Annotated in this window: 15 protein-coding genes; 11 read left to right on the forward strand and 4 right to left on the reverse strand. The window is 37.7% G+C overall.

Annotated features, from left to right (window positions below):
• Window positions 1-14: 14 nt before the first annotated feature.
• The 4 genes from mreC to rodA are packed head-to-tail and all read left to right on the forward strand — an operon-like array spanning window position 15 to window position 4,457.
• On the forward strand, window positions 15-842 hold the full coding sequence (gene mreC / locus DHD80_RS11555; RefSeq protein WP_251741337.1) for a rod shape-determining protein MreC: 828 nt from the start codon (window positions 15-17) through the stop codon (window positions 840-842).
• The gene (locus DHD80_RS11560) at window positions 832-1,338 is read left to right on the forward strand and encodes a rod shape-determining protein MreD (RefSeq protein ID WP_251741338.1); all 507 of its coding nucleotides are present in this window, start codon (window positions 832-834) and stop codon (window positions 1,336-1,338) included. Before mreC ends, DHD80_RS11560 begins: the two co-directional genes overlap by 11 nt.
• Window positions 1,335-3,209, forward strand: coding sequence for a penicillin-binding protein 2 (gene mrdA / locus DHD80_RS11565; RefSeq protein WP_251741339.1), 1,875 nt, complete (start codon window positions 1,335-1,337; stop codon window positions 3,207-3,209). Before DHD80_RS11560 ends, mrdA begins: the two co-directional genes overlap by 4 nt.
• Window positions 3,210-4,457 (forward strand): rod shape-determining protein RodA, encoded by a 1,248-nt coding sequence (rodA, locus tag DHD80_RS11570; RefSeq protein WP_251741340.1) that lies wholly within the window; start codon window positions 3,210-3,212, stop codon window positions 4,455-4,457. It abuts the gene before it with no gap.
• Between the two features lie 128 nt (window positions 4,458-4,585).
• Here the strand turns inward: rodA and DHD80_RS11575 are convergent, their stop codons facing one another.
• Entirely contained in the window at window positions 4,586-6,739 is a 2,154-nt protein-coding gene (locus DHD80_RS11575; protein ID WP_251741341.1) for a carboxy terminal-processing peptidase, read from the reverse strand.
• A gap of 145 nt (window positions 6,740-6,884) precedes the next feature.
• On the opposite strand from DHD80_RS11575, the gene surE reads away from it, so the two are divergent.
• Genes surE through DHD80_RS11600 form a run of 5 tightly spaced genes read left to right on the forward strand, consistent with a single transcriptional unit; the run spans window position 6,885 to window position 11,682 of the window.
• Window positions 6,885-7,667: a 5'/3'-nucleotidase SurE gene (gene surE / locus DHD80_RS11580; protein ID WP_251741342.1), complete on the forward strand. Its 783-nt coding sequence runs from the start codon at window positions 6,885-6,887 to the stop codon at window positions 7,665-7,667.
• Window positions 7,645-7,941 (forward strand): hypothetical protein, encoded by a 297-nt coding sequence (locus tag DHD80_RS11585; protein ID WP_251741343.1) that lies wholly within the window; start codon window positions 7,645-7,647, stop codon window positions 7,939-7,941. The genes surE and DHD80_RS11585 overlap by 23 nt, the downstream gene beginning before the upstream one ends.
• A complete protein-coding gene (lpxB, locus tag DHD80_RS11590) occupies window positions 7,942-9,054 on the forward strand; it encodes a lipid-A-disaccharide synthase (protein WP_251741344.1) in 1,113 nt (370 codons plus the stop codon).
• Window positions 9,051-9,614 carry a C40 family peptidase gene (locus tag DHD80_RS11595; RefSeq protein ID WP_251741345.1) on the forward strand — a complete coding sequence of 188 codons (564 nt, stop codon included), beginning with the start codon at window positions 9,051-9,053 and terminating at the stop codon, window positions 9,612-9,614. The genes lpxB and DHD80_RS11595 overlap by 4 nt, the downstream gene beginning before the upstream one ends.
• Window positions 9,615-9,648: 34 nt before the next feature.
• Complete coding sequence (locus DHD80_RS11600; protein ID WP_251741346.1) at window positions 9,649-11,682, forward strand: ComEC/Rec2 family competence protein; 2,034 nt, start codon at window positions 9,649-9,651, stop codon at window positions 11,680-11,682.
• A 3-nt stretch (window positions 11,683-11,685) separates the two neighbouring features.
• On the opposite strand, the gene DHD80_RS11605 is transcribed toward DHD80_RS11600, so the two are convergent.
• The 3 genes from DHD80_RS11605 to DHD80_RS11615 all read right to left on the reverse strand — a co-directional run bounded on the left by DHD80_RS11605 (window position 11,686) and on the right by DHD80_RS11615 (window position 16,109).
• Window positions 11,686-12,228 carry a thioredoxin fold domain-containing protein gene (locus DHD80_RS11605; RefSeq protein ID WP_251741347.1) on the reverse strand — a complete coding sequence of 181 codons (543 nt, stop codon included), beginning with the start codon at window positions 12,226-12,228 and terminating at the stop codon, window positions 11,686-11,688.
• Window positions 12,229-12,305: 77 nt separating this feature from the next.
• The gene (locus DHD80_RS11610) at window positions 12,306-13,919 is read right to left on the reverse strand and encodes a peptide MFS transporter (protein WP_251741348.1); all 1,614 of its coding nucleotides are present in this window, start codon (window positions 13,917-13,919) and stop codon (window positions 12,306-12,308) included.
• An 18-nt stretch (window positions 13,920-13,937) separates the two neighbouring features.
• Window positions 13,938-16,109: a S9 family peptidase gene (locus tag DHD80_RS11615; protein WP_251741414.1), complete on the reverse strand. Its 2,172-nt coding sequence runs from the start codon at window positions 16,107-16,109 to the stop codon at window positions 13,938-13,940.
• Between the two features lie 170 nt (window positions 16,110-16,279).
• Between DHD80_RS11615 and DHD80_RS11620 the strand changes: the two genes are divergently transcribed.
• Together DHD80_RS11620 and DHD80_RS11625 are read left to right on the forward strand one after the other, a co-directional pair.
• Window positions 16,280-17,596 (forward strand): hydroxymethylglutaryl-CoA reductase, degradative, encoded by a 1,317-nt coding sequence (locus DHD80_RS11620; RefSeq protein ID WP_251741349.1) that lies wholly within the window; start codon window positions 16,280-16,282, stop codon window positions 17,594-17,596.
• Window positions 17,593-18,516, forward strand: coding sequence for a GYDIA family GHMP kinase (locus DHD80_RS11625; RefSeq protein ID WP_251741350.1), 924 nt, complete (start codon window positions 17,593-17,595; stop codon window positions 18,514-18,516). The genes DHD80_RS11620 and DHD80_RS11625 overlap by 4 nt, the downstream gene beginning before the upstream one ends.
• Window positions 18,517-18,795 lie beyond the last annotated feature (279 nt).

Here is an 18,795-nt window from a genome sequence, read left to right on the forward strand (position 1 = left end):
GAATTCGCTAAGCTATGCAGCAAATATTCAACTTTCTTATCAAGAATAAGAACTCGATCTTATTTCTATTCCTTTTTGCTGTATCCATTTTCTTTACTATTCAGAATCATGCCTTTCATAAAAGCAAATTCATTAGTTCAGCTAATTTTCTAACCGGCGGTGTTTATTCATGGTCAAATGATATGAATTCTTATTTTCATTTAGACGATTACAATGAAAGACTACTCGAAGAAAATATGAAATTACGCAACCAGATCTCCTCCATGCATGATTCGGTTGTTGGCGCAAAACAAACAGACAGCACTGCCTTTGACGGTGATTATATCTATAGGACCGCCCAGGTGATCAATAACAATTTTTCCAGGATCGATAATTTTCTTACCCTCAATCGCGGAAAGTCTTCCGGAGTTTTTCAGGAACAGGGAGTTATCACCAGTAAAGGGATTATTGGGATCGTAGACAGGGTAAATGAAAATTATTCCCGGGTAATATCTATTCTGAATAGTCGTTCAAGAATTAATGCCCAATTAAAAAAAAGCGAACATTTTGGAAGCCTGATCTGGGATGGGGATAATCCCAATATTGTACAGCTCATAGATGTACCACGCCAGGCACAGTTAAATCTTGGAGATACCATTATAACCGGAGGAAGATCATTGCTATTCCCTAAGGGAATGCCTATTGGCAGCATCCTCAATTTTGAACTGGATGATACACAAAGTTATTACACGATCAATATTCAGTTATTCAACGATATGACCAATATTGGGTATGTTTATGTGATTGAAAATTTAAATAAAGACGAAATTCAGGAAATGCAGGAGGGGGAAGATGAACAATAGTTTAATGGTAAATATCGCCCGCTTTATTTTGCTTGTATTTCTACAGGTGCTAATTTTGAATAATATCAACTTTGCAGGTTATATAAATCCGTATTTGTATGTGCTGTTCATTTTATTATTCCCTTTTACCGGAAATCAAAGCCTGTTCCTTTTTCTTTCTTTTTTATTGGGAATGAGTATCGATTTATTTGAAGATAGCGGGGGGATTAATGCCGCAGCTTGTTTGGTGGTAGCTTTTATTAGACCTCATTTATTACGTTTTTCTTTCGGTATAAGTTATGACCATCAAAATATCAGGCTTTCGGCAACTCCTTTTGGGGCAAAATTCAGTTATGTGGTTTTAATGGTTGTAATTCATCATTTTATCCTTTTTTCTTTGGAAATGTTCAGCTTAAGTCATATAATTCTAATTCTGAAGAAGACTTTGTTTTCCAGCATTTTTACCATTGTTTTAGTGTTCCTCAGTCTATCATTATTCAGTAGAAAATACCGATGAGAAAATTTTTATTATATATCACGATTCTAACTACAGGCTTTGTTTTCATTGGCAGGTTATTTTATTTACAGGTTATAGATACTTCTCTTGTAATCAGGTCGCAGGATAATGCCATTAAGGTGGTGTATGATTATCCTCAACGTGGGTATATTTATGATCGTAATGGAGAATTGATGGTTTCTAACCAGCCATCTTATGATGTGATGGTGATCCCAAGAAATTTAAAACCTTTTGATACTGCAGAATTCTGCGGAATCTTAAAACTTTCCAGAGAAGAACTTGAGAACAAACTGGACAAGGCAAGAATTTACTCTCCCATGCTGCCTTCGGTGGTTATTCCGCAATTAACCAAAAGTGAGTACGCCATCCTTCAGGAGAAAATGAGGAAATATGATGGCTTTTATATTCAGAAAAGATCGTTGAGGGATTATCAGGTAGATCACAGTGCCAATGTATTGGGATATATTGCTGAAGTAAATCCGAAAATAGTAAATGACAATCCTTATTATATTTCCGGTGACCTTATTGGCCGTGCAGGTGTAGAAAGTTATTACGAGGAATTACTTCGCGGGGTCAAGGGTGTAAAACATATTCAGAAAGATCGATTTAATAGGGATATTGGCCCATATAAAGAAGGGATTTACGACACGCTTCCGGAAAAAGGAAAAGATATAAAATTAACCATTGATTCCAAACTTCAGGAATATGGTAATTTGCTAATGCAAAATAAGCGGGGCGGAATTGTAGCTTTAGAACCGGCAACCGGAGAGATCCTTGCCCTTATTACGGCACCCACTTTTGATCCGGCGGAATTGGTAGGAAGAAAGAGATCAAAAAATTATTCAAAATTACATTACGATACAATTTCCCGACCTCTCTATGATCGTGGCCTGTTAGCTGAATATCCTCCGGGATCTCCATTTAAAACTTTGAATGCTTTAATTGGCCTTCAGGAAGGTGTTGTGGATACTGATGATGCTTTTAGTTGCAATCATGGGTATACCTATGGGCGAGGGCGTAAATTGGGTTGTCACTCACATAGCAGCCCGTTAACCATGATTCCTGGCATTGCCCAGTCCTGCAATTCTTATTTCGCCAATGTATATCGTAGGATTATCGAAAAATATTCAACCCCACAGGAAGGTATGGATGCCTGGAATAAGCATTTAAAAAGTTTTGGCCTTGGAGATTATTTAGGATCAGATCTAAGCACGGGTAGATCTGGAAAAATTCCAGACGCAGCATATTACAATAAAATCTATGATTACCCAACCTATAAATGGTATTCCACGGCTACACTCTCAAATGCCATTGGCCAGGGTGAAATATTAATGACCCCAATCCAGCTAGCTAATATGGTTGCCATCATTAGTAACCGCGGTTATTTTTATACACCCCATATTCTGAAAGAAATCAATAATAATCCTATTGCTGAAGAAAAATTCACGACGAAACATATTACCTCTATAGAAGAGAAATATTACGATCCTGTGGTGGAAGGCATGCACCAGGTTTACCTTAATGGTACCGCAAGGTCGCTACAGGTTGAAGGAATTGAGATTGCAGGTAAAACAGGAACCGCTGAAAACTTCGCTAAAATTGATGGAAAAAGGACCCAGTTGACAGACCATTCTATTTTCGTGGCATTTGCACCGGTAGACAACCCAAAAATAGCTATCGCAGTTTTTGTGGAGAATGGATATTGGGGAAGTAGATATGCAGGGAGAATTGCAAGTTTAATGATCGAAAAATATTTAAAAGGTACTATCACCCGTACAGACCTTGAAAAATGGATTTTGGACCCAAGCCATAGCCTCGAACCGGAATACGAAAAACCATTAAGTGGCGAACCCTTCCAAATTAATATTTAAATGAGTAAAGGAAATGCAGGCTTCGACTGGTTAAGCATTGGCATATACCTTATACTCGTATTTTTTGGGTGGGCAAATATTTATTCCGCATCACTGGGAAGTGGGACTGGTTCTTATTTTGATTTGAGCCAGCCTTATGGGAAACAGGCACTTTTTATAGGATTGAGCCTTTTTTTGATCATCATCGTACTTTCTGTAGATTCCAAGTTTTACCAGCGGTTTTCCAGTATAATTTATTTGATTTCGCTCCTTTCACTTGCAGGGCTTTTTGTATTCGGAAAAACCATTTCCGGGGCAACTTCCTGGTATTCTTTTGGAAGTTTTGGGATCCAACCTTCAGAATTTGCCAAATTTGCAACTGCTCTTGCGCTGGCAAAATATTTAAGTGATATTCAAACCAATATTCGAAAACTCAGCCATCAGGTGAGGGCATTTATTATCATTGCTTTACCGGCATTGATCATTATCCCCCAACCAGATCCCGGAAGCGCTTTAGTCTATGCGGCATTCTTTTTTCCTCTTTATAGGGAAGGATTATCCGGATTTTATCTGGTTACAGGATTTTCAACCATTGCCTTATTCATTTTAACCCTGGTATTAGGGCCCATTTATGTAGCTCTTGGGGTTTTACTGATCGCTTCGTTTATCTTCTTTAAAAAGCGCAGTAAGAGGCCAGGCAGGGCTTTAATTTCAATCTTTGCCTTGTGTGCAATAGGCTTGAGCTTTTCCGTAAGCTATATTTTTGAAAATGTTTTCGAACAAAGACACAGGGACCGTTTTAATATTGTCCTGGGAAAAGAAGTTGATAGCAAAGGAATTGGATATAACACTAACCAAAGCGAGATCGCCATAGGCAGTGGTGGATGGTTTGGTAAAGGCTGGACCGAAGGAACCCAAACCAAAGGTCATTTTGTTCCAGAACAACATACCGATTATATTTTTAGCACTGTAGGTGAGGAATGGGGTTTCTTAGGGAGTGCAACTGTGATCCTGCTTTTTGTATTTCTTTTAATACGTTTACTTATTCTAGCGGAAAGACAACGTTCACAATTTAACCGTGTTTATGGATATTCAGTTATTGGGATTTTATTTATTCACTTTCTGGTAAACATCGGGATGGTAATTGGTGTTTTTCCCACGGTAGGAATTCCACTTCCTTTCTTTAGTTACGGGGGTTCAGGATTATGGGGATTTACTATTCTACTGTTCATTTTCATAAAACTTGATTCTGAAAGATTATCCTTTTAGGCACATCTTTCAGCCAGTAAGAAAATTGCAGCAACAACAAGTATGATCGCCGGATAAATATATTTTCTCTTCATATTCTGAAATAAAAAAAGCCCGAAGGAAACTTCGGGCTTTGAAAAATATCCTTCTTAATTTTTAATTCTTTCTGCTTTTTTAGCATCAGCAAGTTTACTTCCAGCCATTGAATTTGTTTTAATATCTGATAAAACATTCAAGGCTTCTTCAACATATAAATCCTTACTAAGGTTTTCATGCCATCTATCCCTTTTTTCTTTAAGAGTGGTGTCGGTCACGAAAAGTTTTTCTTCAAAAGGAAGTGAATTGAAAGTAAGATTAGAATTATAGTCTTTCAAAACTTCAAATTCTTTAGCAATATTTTTGTTCTTTTCTGCTTCAGCTACATATTTTTCATAATTTAAAGTATGTGTATTTTCATCGCTTTGCGTTTTGATCCATTTTGCCTGTTTATCTATAATTAGCAATTCCGCATTATTACTCAATCTATTTTTACTATTTGCTATCGCCTCCTCATTCGCTTTATAATTCTCCCAATAATCATATTTTGCAGATTCGATCTTGTCCCATGGAAGTGGGTTGTCCTGATCTTTCTCCCCTATTTCTACATAAGCATATCTATCTGGCATCACAATATCACTTTTAACTCCTTCCAACTGCACGGAACCTCCATTCACTCTATAGAATTTTTGACGGGTAATTTTAAGCGCTCCCATATCACCAAGGTCGTTATTTCTTAACCACCGGTTAAGATCTACTAAATTTTGCACAGTTCCTTTTCCATAGGTTTGCTCGCTACCAATGATCACCGCTCTTTTGTAATCCTGCATGGCGGCGGCTAAAATTTCAGAAGCAGAAGCTGAAAGCTCATTCACCAAAATTACCAACGGACCATCCCATACCACTTCAGGATTATCATCTTTTAAAACCTCCTGTTCAACCCCATTGGATTTCACCTGCACTACTGGGCCTGTTTTTATAAAAAGACCGGCCAGATCTACAACGGTTTGTAAACTTCCGCCTCCATTATTCCTTAGGTCCAAAACAAGGCCTTCCATACCGCTTTTCTTTAATTCCTTAATATCATTCTCAATATCTGTTGCAGCATTTTTACTTTCATAATCCTCCGTATCAAAATAGAAAGCGGGAAGGTTAATCACTCCAAATTTTTGCCCGTCCTTTTCAACCATCGAAGTTTTGGCATAAGTTTCTTCCAGTTCAATAATATCACGAACCAGGGTAATTTCTTCAATATTTCCACGAAGTTTTTTACGCACCGTAAGAATCACCTTAGAATCTTTGGGGCCTTTGATCAATTCCACGGCATCACCTAGTCTCATCCCCACAATACTCACCGCTTCTTCCTCGTCTTCCTGTTGGACTTTTAGGATTACATCACCTTCTTCCAATTGTTCACTTCTCCAGGCCGGTCCTCCTGAGAGCACTTCATTAATTGTAATATTGTCTTTATCTTTTACCAGTCTCGCTCCAATACCTTCTAATTTACCCGACATACGAATATCGAACGCATCCTTTTGTTGGGGTGCGAAATAGTAAGAATGAGGATCATATTCTTCTACTATGGAGTTGATATAAAGCGTAAAATAGTCATCTCGGTTAAGATCATCGATCATTCCGTAAAATCTATCAAAACTCTCCATGGTGCTTTTTCTGGCCTGCTTTTCCAATTCGGCATCAGCTTTCATTTCATAAGCAGCATCATCTTCTTTTTTTGCTTTTTCGTCTTCCTTAAGATCATAGTAAGTGATAAGGGTGCTGAATTTTAACTGATCTTCCCATCTTTTCTTCATTTCCTCCTTGGAAGTAACATAATTTAAATGCTCATAGTCAGCATTTATTTCTTCGTCAATTGTAAAATCAAAAGGCTCCGCTAAAATTTCTGAATAGTAGCCTTTGGCTTCTATCATTCTTTTATTCAGCATTTCATAGGACAAATTGAAAAAATCAATATTTTTTGCTTTTATCTCATCATCCAGCTGATTTTTATATTGATTCAGTTTTTCAACATCACTGGCATAAAGAAAACGCTTGGAAGCATCGATATTATCAAGATAATCTTCGTAGACATTGGCAGAAAACTGATCGTTTATATCCTTTGCATCATAATGACCCTGATTAAGAACATAGGTAATCAGGTCGATTAACAACTTATCCTTATTGGGATCATTCTCAGACTTTGTGGTGAAACTGCAGGATGCTGCGGCCATTAAAAGTAGTACCGCTATTAATTTGATATTCCTTTTCATAATTCTTTTTAATTTCTTCATGGAGTTCTAACAAATTATAGTAAAAACTATGCCAACCATACGTTTTTATTACTTCAATTTGTGAATCCACTAATATAAGCTTTCCTTATTAAATTCTTATTTTAGCCAGCGTAAAAAATAGCACATGAAAAGTGAAAAACCGTTAATTTTAGTCACGAATGATGATGGGATCACTGCACCGGGAATTAGAACGTTGGTAGAAGTGATGAAAGAGTTAGGTGATGTAATTGTGGTCGCACCAGATAGCCCACAAAGTGGAATGGGCCATGCGATCACCATTAGCGACACTCTTTTTTGCGAAGAAGTGACTATAAAAGAAAATTTTAAGCATAAAGAATATAGCTGCTCCGGGACACCTGCAGATTGCGTAAAAATTGCAACTCAGGAAATTTTACACCGAAAACCAGACCTTTGTGTAAGCGGTATCAACCATGGTTCCAATTCTTCCATTAATGTGATCTATAGCGGCACGATGAGTGCCGCGGTTGAAGCAGGCATTGAAGGAATTCCGGCTATTGGCTTCTCGCTTCTGGACTATTCCCTGAATGCCGATTTTGAACCTACCCGGAAATTTATCAAAACAATCACCAGGAATGTTTTAAAAAATGGCCTTCCAAAAGGGGTGGTTTTAAATGTGAACTTCCCTAAATTGAAAGAAAATGAGATTAAGGGGATTAAAGTATGCAGGCAGGCGAATGCTCATTGGGAAGAAGAATTTGATAAAAGAACGAATCCCCAGGGACGTGACTATTACTGGCTTTCAGGGAAGTTTGTGAATAAGGATGAGGGAGATGATACCGATGAAAAAGCTTTGGAAAAAGGCTATGTTTCGGTAGTACCCGTAATGTTCGATCTTACCGCACATTATGCCATAAAAGATTTGAATGAATGGAAACTCAATGAATAAGCAGAATTTTATCACAGGATTTGTCACCGCCATTGCTGCCAATATTGCAGGAGTCGTGCTTTATATCCTTTTGTTTTCAGAATATGGAATTGATGAAACGCTCAACAATGCCCAGGCTAATGGTTATTTGGGAAAGATTATTGCTCTTGGAGGCATTTTAATTTTCGCTCCATTTTTTATTTTTTTGAAAAAGAAACAGAACGATCACGCCAGGGGCGTTCTCCTGGCTACCATTTGCATTGCCATCGCAGTTGCGATTTACAAATTTATTTAAATGAAATATTATATCATCGCCGGGGAAGCATCAGGAGATTTGCATGGATCAAATCTCATGAAGGCTTTAAAACATGAAGATGAAAACGCTCAATTTAGATTTTGGGGTGGTGATCTAATGAAAAAACGAGGGGGAGAACTGGTAAAACATTATCGCCAGCTCGCTTTTATGGGTTTTGCCGAAGTGATCATGAACCTGCGCACAATTTTCAGAAATATCAAAACCTGCAAGGCAGATATTGAAAAATGGCAACCCGATGTGATCATCTTTATTGATTACCCGGGATTTAATATGCGCATTGCGGAGTGGGCTAAAGAAAGAAAAATCCCCACACATTATTACATTTCTCCACAAATCTGGGCCTGGAAAGAAAACAGGATCAAAAAGATAAAGCGGGACATAGATGAAATGTACGTGATCCTTCCTTTTGAGAAAGACTTTTATGAGAAAAAACATAATTTCCCGGTTCATTTTGTAGGGCACCCCTTGTTAGACGCGATAGCAAACAGACCATTGGTGAACATTAAAAAATTCAAAAAGGACCATCATTTAAACGATAAACCTATAGTTGTCTTATTACCGGGGAGCAGAAAACAGGAAATTGAAAAAATGCTGGAGGTAATGTTAAAAATCATTCCCGAATTTCCCGATTATCAGTTTGTGATCGCCGGAGCTCCAAGTCAGGATTTGGAATTTTATCAGGGTTTTATGAAAAAAACCGAAGTGGGAATTATCATGGACCAGACTTATGATCTTTTGAGTATTTCTTACGCGGCTTTGGTCACCTCTGGAACGGCAACGCTGGAAACAGCACTTTTTAAAGTTCCTGAAGTGGTGTGTTATAAAGGCAGTTTTCTTTCTTATCAAATCGCCAGAAGGATCATAAGTCTGGATTTTATTAGTTTAGTAAACCTGATCATGGATCGGGAAGTGGTGAAAGAATTGATTCAGAATGAATTCAATGCGAAAAACCTTAAAATTGAATTAGAAAAAATTCTTAAGCCAGATGTTCGTAAAAAGATTTTTAATGATTACTTTTTGCTGGAACAAAAACTTGGAGGCAACGGTGCCAGTAAAAAGACCGCGCAGTTAATTGTAGAAAAAATATCGTGATTAGATTTCCCCAATTCCACATCGCTTTAAAATCTTTAGTACTGGTATTCAGTATCATCCTGCTATCCTCATGCGGCGCGAGCAGGAATAGAGTGGTCACTACGAAAAAGGCACAAAACAGGTTTGAAAAAACTTCCGAAGATTATAATTTCACCCCAAATGCAGCTCCTGAAAGCAAAGTTGCCACCAACATTGTAAAAACAGCCAAGAAATTCGAAGGGGTAAAATATAAGTTTGGCGGAACCGATAAAAAAGGGATGGATTGCTCGGGGCTCATCTTTGTTTCCTTTCTCGAGGAAGGCGTAAAATTGCCCAGAACATCGCGGGACATGTCGTACCGGGGCACCAGGTTGTATTTAAAAGAAGTAACAATTGGGGATCTTCTTTTTTTTGAAACTAACAAAAACCGAAAGGTCATTAATCACGTGGGACTTGTTGTGGATGTGAATAAAAATGGTATCCAGTTCATACATTCTTCGACCTCCAGCGGAGTTATTATTTCTTCGCTTTCAGAAAGTTACTGGTATAATAATTTTGTCATGGCACGCCGGGTGATTTAATTAATTTCTTACCTTTTTCAGTTTAAATTCTAAATTGAAAAGGTTTTCTTCCGTTTTTCTAAAGTTATCCATCAGCCTGATTTTAGGCATACTTTTCTATTTTACAGCAGCACCGGGCTTTTTATTTATTTCCATTTTCTTCGGAATAAGCTTAATCATTTTTATCCTGCTTTTCCTGCGAGCAAGGAGACTACTCTTTCCCGATTTACTTTTTGGAATTTCTGTTTTTATGCTGATTTTTTCCTGCGGAAGCCTTATTTCAGCCATAACAGATCCAGGAAACAACTCAACCCACTATTCTAAATTTGAAGATATTTCAGAAGATTTTATTGCGGAAGCTTTGGTATTGGAAGAGCTAAAACCAACCGCATTTAATTCCAGGTATATTGTAGAAGTTAGAGGCCTTTATCCGCAAAAAAGAAAATTTAAAAATGTGGAAGGCAAGCTCCTGATCAATCTCAAAGCTGATAGTTTACATCCTGAAAAGTTTGAAATTGGTGAATCGATCCTCTTTCCGTTTAAACCGGAAAAAGTAAATCCACCGCGCAATCCGTATCAATTTGATTATTCAAAATACCTGGCCAATCTTAAAATAATCCGACAACAAAATCTTTCTATTTCAGAAATTAAAGTTACCGGCAGTAAATCCCAGGACATTAAAACAGCAGCGGGAAAAATTAGAAGCCGCCTCATCGAAAAACTAAACAAAACCGGTTTATCCAAAGATCAGTCTGCCGTATTTCAGGCACTCATATTAGGCCAGCGAAGGGAGATTAGTGATTCGCTATATAAAAATTATGCTGCTGCGGGAGCGGTGCATATTTTGGCAATTTCGGGCCTGCATATAGGAATTCTTTTATTGTTTCTCAACTTTTTATTTAAGCCCATGGAAAAGTTAAAATATGGGAAGGTGTACAAATCTATTATCCTTATAGTCCTATTATGGACTTTTGCGATTTTTACCGGATTGAGCCCCTCGGTGGTTCGGGCTGTGTGCATGTTTTCCTTTCTTGCCGTAGGCCTGCAACTCAATAGAAAAACCAGCGCCTTGAATAGCGTTTTTCTTTCCCTGTTCTTTCTTTTAATTATCGACCCATATTTTATTTTTCAGGTAGGTTTTCAGTTAAGTTATCTCGCGGTGATTGGGATCATTGTCCTGCAACCTCTTTTATATTCTTTGTTCCGGCCCAGGTTCAAGGTTTTAGATTATTTATGGAAACTCATTTCAGTAAGTATTGCTGCCCAACTGGCCGTGCTACCTTTAAGTTTGTTCTATTTTCACCAGTTTCCCGGGCTGTTCTTATTCAGCAATATTATCATACTTCCTTTTCTCGGACTCATTCTTGGCCTGGGACTTCTCATTATTATCTTAATAAGCTTCGGAATTGACTTCTCATTGCTCATCGATTTCTACGGAAATATTCTCGAGCTTTTAAACCATTTCGTGAACCTTATTGCCCATCAGAAAGCTTTTCTTTTTGAAAATATCAGCTTTAGTGTGGTGACGATGCTTCTGTTCTATCTATTCTTGATGTTTGTGGTAAGCTTATGGCGAAAATTCAGCCCTAAAAAATTAAGAATACTACTGGGATTGGTTATCATCTTCCAGTTGAATATGCTTTATGAAGCTTTTTCTAACCGCAATGATGAAATAGTCATTTTTCATAGTGGCATGCAATCTATTATTGGTAAAAAATTGGGAAAGGATTTTTATTTATATAAAAATGGCGAGAGTTCGGTTTATCGGGATTATGCTCGAGAAAAAAACATACAGAATATTTTTTATAAGGATTTTGAAGCCATACAGGAATTTGGCAGTAACATCTTATTTCGGATAGATAGTATTCCCGAATATCCCCAGGAGATTACTCCTGATATTCTCATCTTATCACATTCACCCAAACTCAACCTGGAAAGGCTTATCCAAGATCTGAAGCCAAAATTCATCGTTGCCGATGGAAGTAATTACAAAACCTATATAGATCGCTGGAAAGCAACCAGCCAGAAAAAAGAAATCCCTTTTCATTCAACATATGAAAAGGGAGTATTTGTTATTTCAAAAGATTAATTCCTAACCTGAAAAAGTACTTTCAAACTGTTCCTGGTATAACTTCCATTCTTCATCTGTCTTTACTTCCTTATAATCATCTGTAGCAAAGATTTTCAGAAAAATTTCTAATTGTTTTGGGGTTAAATAGCCTTTTAGCGGAGATAAGTATTTTCCTTTTTCGTCAAAAAACACCATAGTGGGATAAGCATTTACACCCATGGCCAAGGCAAAATCGTGTACCCCATTTCTTCCTGTAGCCTCTGGTTTGTAATTTCTATTCGTAAATTCCTTTCCCTCGTAATTTATTTTTTCATCACCTTCAGCATTAAACTTTACCGCATAGAAATGTTTATTTACATATTCTATTACATCCTCATTACCAAAAGTGTTTTTATCCAGCATTTTACAAGGGCCACACCAAACGGTATAGGCATCTACAAAGATCTTTTTCGGCTTTTCCTTTTGAGCATCCAACGCTTCATTCATACTCATCCATTTAATTTCCTGCGCAGTGATTACACCCGTAAAAAAAATCAATAAAAGACAAGATAAAATATTTTTCATATCACAAATTTAATTAATCTAGGGTAAACAAAAAACGTTCCTAAATTTAGGAACGTTTTTTACTTTTTAATAAAGGATTATTTGATACCATGCATTTTCTTGATCATAAACTTGTTGATCATGATCATAACCAGTCCCATAAAAGCAGGAATAATGGTGAAGATCAGGAAAAATACTGAAAGTCCGTATTCTTCTGAAATACTATCAATCGCCCCACCGGTATAACCTCCAACTACACCGGCTATAAAGTTCGCCAGGAACCAGATCCCGAACATAAGCCCTACCAATTTGGGTGGGGAAAGTTTACTAACATAACTAAGTCCCACGGGAGAAACACAAAGTTCCCCCAGCGTATGGAATAGATAAGCTAAAATTAACCAAACCATACTAACAGCGGCGGTTTCAGCTCCATCTGGGATTGCCATGGCACCATACGAAAGTGCGGCAAAACCAACACCTACGAGAATCAAACCAATTCCAAATTTCATAGGCCCCGAAGGATTGAACCTGCTTTCCCATATTTTTGAAAAAACCGGAGCAAAAAGGATAATAAATAAAGAGTTTAATACGGAAAACCATGACGCCGGAACTTCAGCTGTATCTGCACTAAATTCCCTATAAAGCATCCAAATCACAATTGTCCAGATAATGGCAAAACTGATTCCGAGAAAAATATTTGACTTGGCATATCTTCCGAAGATTTGCCTAAAAAGCATAAACAATACCCATGTGATCACCATTAAAGGAACAATGGTAATAATGGTATTTATAATTTTAAAGGTAAGTGCGCCGTCCCCAACGAGATCCCTATCGGTATAATCTGCAGCGAAAATGGTCATAGAACCACCGGCCTGCTCGAAAGCCCACCAAAAGAAGATGGTAAAAAAGGCAAATATTGAGATCACCAGGATCCGGTCTGCTTTTACGTTTCCAGGGATTTCGGGTTTAATATCATCTTCCTCTTCATCATCAATAATTACTTTTCCTGAAGCATCTTCAACCTCACCTTTTATGGTGCGATCATCTACATAATCATCTTTCGCTTTTGGCTTTAAACCTATTTTTCCGAAGATTTTCTGGGCGAAATAAAACTGGAGCATTCCAAAGAACATAAAAACCCCGGCAAGGCCAAAGCCATAATGCCATCCCACTTTTTCACCAATATATCCGCATAATAAAATTCCGAGGAAAGCTCCGGCATTAATTCCCATATAGAAAATGGTATAACCGGCATCCTTTTCTTTATCATCAGTTTTGTACAACTGCCCAACCATGGAAGAAATATTCGGCTTAAATAAACCATTTCCGAGAATTAGAAGTACCAAACCAAGGTAGAAGAAATTTTCAGTAAAACCTTCCAGAGCCATGGAGGCGTGGCCTAAAGTCATAATTAATGCTCCCAAAACAACGGCATTACGGTAACCTAAAAGTTTGTCTGCGATAAAACCTCCAATTATCGGGGTAATATAAACAAGGCCAATATACCAGCCGTAAAGTACGGCAGCATCCTGTCTTGCCCATTCCCAACCATTTTCCATGATCGAAGCGGTAAGGAAAAGTACCAGGAGCGCACGCATCCCATAATAGGAAAAACGCTCCCACATTTCAGTAAAAAAGAGAACGAATAAACCTGATGGATGCCCCAGGACCGTCTTTTGATTATATTCTGAACCTCCGAATTTAAATTCCATAAATGTGTAGTTTTTTAATTAAAGTTTTTCAAGTATAAAATCGGTCATCAAATTGTACAAATGGAGCCTGGTGTTGCCGCCATAAATTCCATGATTCCTGTCTGGATAGATCGCCCAGTCAAATTGCTTATTGGCCTGCACCAAAGCTTCGACCATTCTCATAGAATTTTGAACATGTACGTTATCATCTCCCCCACCGTGGATCAATAAATAATCACCTTTTAATTTCTCCACATGGTTAATCGGTGAGTTTTCATCATAACCGGCAGCATTTTCCTGCGGAGTTCTCAAATATCTTTCGGTATAAATCGTGTCGTAGAAACGCCAGCTGATTACCGGAGCAACGGCAATCGCCATGGAAAACACATCGTTCCCTTTTAAAATCGCATTGGAAGACATAAAACCACCATAGCTCCAGCCCCAAATTCCTATTCTCTCTGCATCGATATAATCCCTTTTTCCTAATTCTTTGGCAGCACTAATTTGATCCTGCACTTCCAGATTCCCCAGATCCTGGTAGGTCACTTTTTTAAATTCCGCACCTTTAAAACCGGTGCCACGGCCATCCACACATGCGATGATATAGCCTTCATTGGCCAGTAATTGATACCAGTAATCATTTGTTCCGAAGTAACTATTGGAAACCGACTGTGAGCCCGGGCCGGAATATTGGAACATGAGCAGGGGATAAGCTTTAGATGCATCAAAATCTGAAGGTTTGATCATCCACATATTAAGATCATTCCCATTCACGGCAATCGTTGAAAGTTCTTTGGGTGAAAATTGAAAAGCGGCTTCAGTTTCCAAAAGCACTTTGTTGTTCAAAATTTCCCGTTCCACCTTTCCATCTTTTGCATTGTTCAGGGTATAAACCGCAGGAGTTGTTGTATTTGTAAAAGAATTGATGAAATAGGAATAATCTGCACTAAAGTCCGCAGCGTTCATTCCAGTTCCAGAAGTTAAGCGCTTCTTATTTTTTCCATTTGGAGAGATGGAATATACATCACGATTCACGCTTCCGTTTTCGGTGCTTTGAAAATAGATCTTTTTGGACTTCCTGTCAAAACCGTAATAATTGGTGACTTCCCAATTTCCAGAAGTGATTTGATCTAGTAATTTTCCATCTTTGGAATAATGATATATATGGTTGTATCCATCCTTTTCACTGGTCCAGATAAAGGAATTATCTTCCAGGAATGTAAGATTATCCGTAATATCAACATAGGCTTCATCAGTTTCTGTCATCACAACTTTTGAAGAATTGTCCTTTGCATCCACAAAAATTAGATTCAGCTTATTTTGATGGCGATTTAAAACCTGAACACTTAAAATCATAGGTTCCTGAGTCCATTTTATACGCGGAATATAAAAATCTTCGTAATCTCCCAGTTTAATTTCTTCAGAAGAAGCAGAAGCCACATCATACATATAAAGTCCTACCGCTGAATTTGCTTCGCCGGCTTTAGGATATTTAAAAACGCTTTGTGTGGGGTACAAATCTTTACCAAAAAGATCCATAGAGAATTCAGGAACTTTAGATTCATCAAATTTCAGATAAGCGATCTTCTCACCCGTTTTGTTCCAGGCAAATCCTTTTACAAAACCAAATTCTTCTTCATAAACCCAATCGGTCACACCATTAATGATACTATTGATCTCTCCATCTGTAGTAACCTGGCTTTCCTCGCCGGTTGCAAGATCTTTGATATAGATATTATTTTCAAAAACGTAGGCTACTTTAGAAGCATCTGGCGAAAATGAAGCTTCCTGCACCTTACGATCGGTTAATTTCCCCAGCTTTTTGGTTTGAAAGTCGTAGACGTAAACCATGTCCCGGGTGGATCTTCGGAAGATGGGTTCAACTTCTGTAGATAATAATATTTTTCCTTCATCCTCACTAAACTGAAAAGATTGAAAACTATTCAGGCTATCAAGATTAAATGTAGATAAAAAGGTTCTGGATTTTTTGCCAGTTTTATAGTTATAAACCTCGATAGAAGTTTCACCTGTATTATGGTCTCTTTCTAAAACAACATATTCCTGGCCATTATTTAAAGATTGTAGGGATTGAAGTCTTTCCTGACGGAATTCACCCCCCCAAATATCTTCGAGGCTCACTTCTTTTTTTTGGGCAAATAATAGAGTAGAAAATGCTAAGAAAAATACCAGAAGTATTTTATTAAAATGCATATTATAGGATATAATTATAAGTGTGCCAAGTTTACTAAATTTTGACCAGAAAATGGCATTCAAACCGGCAAAAAACCAATAATCTGTTAAAAAGTTGGCATTTTCTACAAACGGCCTTTTCAAAAAGTAATACTTTGAATTGTATCTTTGATAACCGAAATTTTAGACCCATGCCCAAAACCGTAAGCGGATTCTCAAAATTCTCCAAAGAAGAGAAAATTCAATGGATTGCAAAAGAATATCTCGAAAACGACCAGAATGCAGTCAAAACCCTAAAACAATATTGGAATTCAAATGAAAAGCTGCAAAGCCTCCATGACGAATTCATAGAAAATACCATTTCCAATTTTTATCTTCCTTTTGGGGTCGCTCCAAATTTCTTAATTAACGGTGAAATTTATGCCTTACCTATGGCGGTTGAAGAAAGCTCTGTTGTTGCGGCCGCAAGTAAAGCCGCTAAATTCTGGAGCCAACGCGGAGGATTTAAAGCTGAAGTGATAAATACCACGAAAGTTGGACAGGTACATTTTTTATTTAAAGGTGAACCGGAAGAGCTTCGCGTTTTTTTTAAAGAGATTAAACCTACGTTGCTTTTATCTATTAAGCCCATTACCGCGAACATGGAGAAAAGGGGAGGTGGGTTGCTCGACCTTCAATTAGCAGATAAGACCGGGGAGCTGGATAATTACTTCCAGTTATTTGCCAAATTTGAAACCTGTGATTCCATGGGTGCAAATTTTATTAATTCCTGTCTTGAAAAGTTTGCTGAAGTTTTAAAATTTGAAGCTGAAAATTATTCCCATTTTCAAAAAGAACATCGCAGTATTGAAATTATCATGAGTATCCTTTCCAATTTTGTCCCGGAATGTATGGTGAAAGCTGAAATTTCCTGTCCTGTTTCAGAATTAGGTCAAAACGGAATGGATGGAAAACATTTCGCTGAAAAATTTATACAGGCGGTAAAAATCGCTGAAATCGAACCTTACCGCGCGGTTACCCATAATAAAGGGATTATGAATGGCATTGATGCTATTGTATTGGCTACCGGCAATGACTTTAGAGCCGTGGAAGCGGGGGTTCATGCTTATGCTTCTAAAGATGGAAAATATACCAGTTTAACCCACGCCAGCCTGGAAAATGAAATTTTTAAATTCTGGATAGAAATCCCCCTGGCTTTAGGGACCATTGGCGGACTCACTAATATCCATCCATTGGTGAAGCTTGCCTTGAAAATGCTTCAGGATCCCTCAGCGCGGGATTTAATGGAAATTACTGCTGTTGCCGGACTTGCCCAAAATTACGGAGCCATTAGCTCGTTAATCACTACCGGAATCCAGCAGGGACATATGAAAATGCACCTAATGAATATTCTAAATCAATTAGAGGCGACGGAAAATGAAAAGACTGAGATGATTGAACATTTTAAAACCCATCCCATAACCCACAGCAGTGTAGTTTCAGCAATTGAAAAACTCCGAGAAATATGAAAGAATTTCGAAGTAACGGAAAAATTTTACTTACCGGCGAATATGCTGTTTTAGATGGCGCGAAGGCATTGACCCTCCCTACAAAAATGGGTCAGAATATGCAAATTAGCAAGAAGAATGACGGCAATTTAAACTGGAAAAGCAAAGACGAAAATGGACGAATTTGGTTTGAAACCAGTTTGAGTATAAAAAATAATAAATTTGAAACCTCAAATTCTTCTCCGGCGGAATATAAAAAACTGGAAGAAAGACTTGTGCAAACCCTTAATGCTGCACTTTTACAAAAACCTGGGTTTGCACAAAATTTTCCGGGTTATGATATAATGACTCAGCTTGATTTCAACAGAAATTGGGGACTTGGAAGCTCTTCGACTTTGATCAATAATCTGGCAAACTGGCTGAAAATTGATGCTTACGAATTATTACAAAATACCTTTGGAGGCAGTGGTTATGACCTCGCTGCTGCCAATAGTGATTTTCCAATCACCTATCAGGTAACTGCAGATGGGCCAAGGGATTTTGTAGTTAGTTTTGACCCACCTTTTAAGGATAACCTATATTTTATTTATCTCAATCAGAAACAGGACAGCCGCGAATCCATAAAGCATTACCGAAATCAGCAATCAGAAAAAAGAAATGAGTTAGTTGATAAAATTTCAGGAATTACCGAACAAATCATACAAACGGAAAATCTGGAAGAATTCAAACTGCTTCTGGAGGCTCACGAAACCTTGCTCTCACTTGCTTTAAACCTTCCGAAGGTGAAGAATAAGTTATTCCCGGATTATTCGGGATTGGTAAAAAGTCTTGGTGGCTGGGGTGGTGATTTCGTTCTGGTCACGGGAAGTGAAAATGAGATGGATTACTTCAGAAAAAAAGGCTATTCTACCATTTTCAGTTATAGGGATTTTATAAAATAGGGATGCTTAATTTTTTAAAGCACATTTTAATTAAGCATTCATAACTAAAAGCATCAAGTTAATACGTATTGTTTGAACTTTCTACTGAGCTACCATTGACGTATTTTAATTTATTTGCGTATTAAAGACCCTGAAACCAGTTCAGGGTGACGACGCTGGATTTTAGAATTGCCGTCATGCTGAACTTGTTTCAGCATCTTATTAGATATACTAAAAAATACGTCAATTTTCTACGCTAGATAAATTTTTTATCACTGGTCTCAAGGTGACAAAACCAAT

The organism is Gramella sp. AN32, assembly GCF_023718305.1.
In the GTDB taxonomy this organism is placed as follows: Bacteria; Bacteroidota; Bacteroidia; order Flavobacteriales; family Flavobacteriaceae; genus Christiangramia; species Christiangramia antarctica.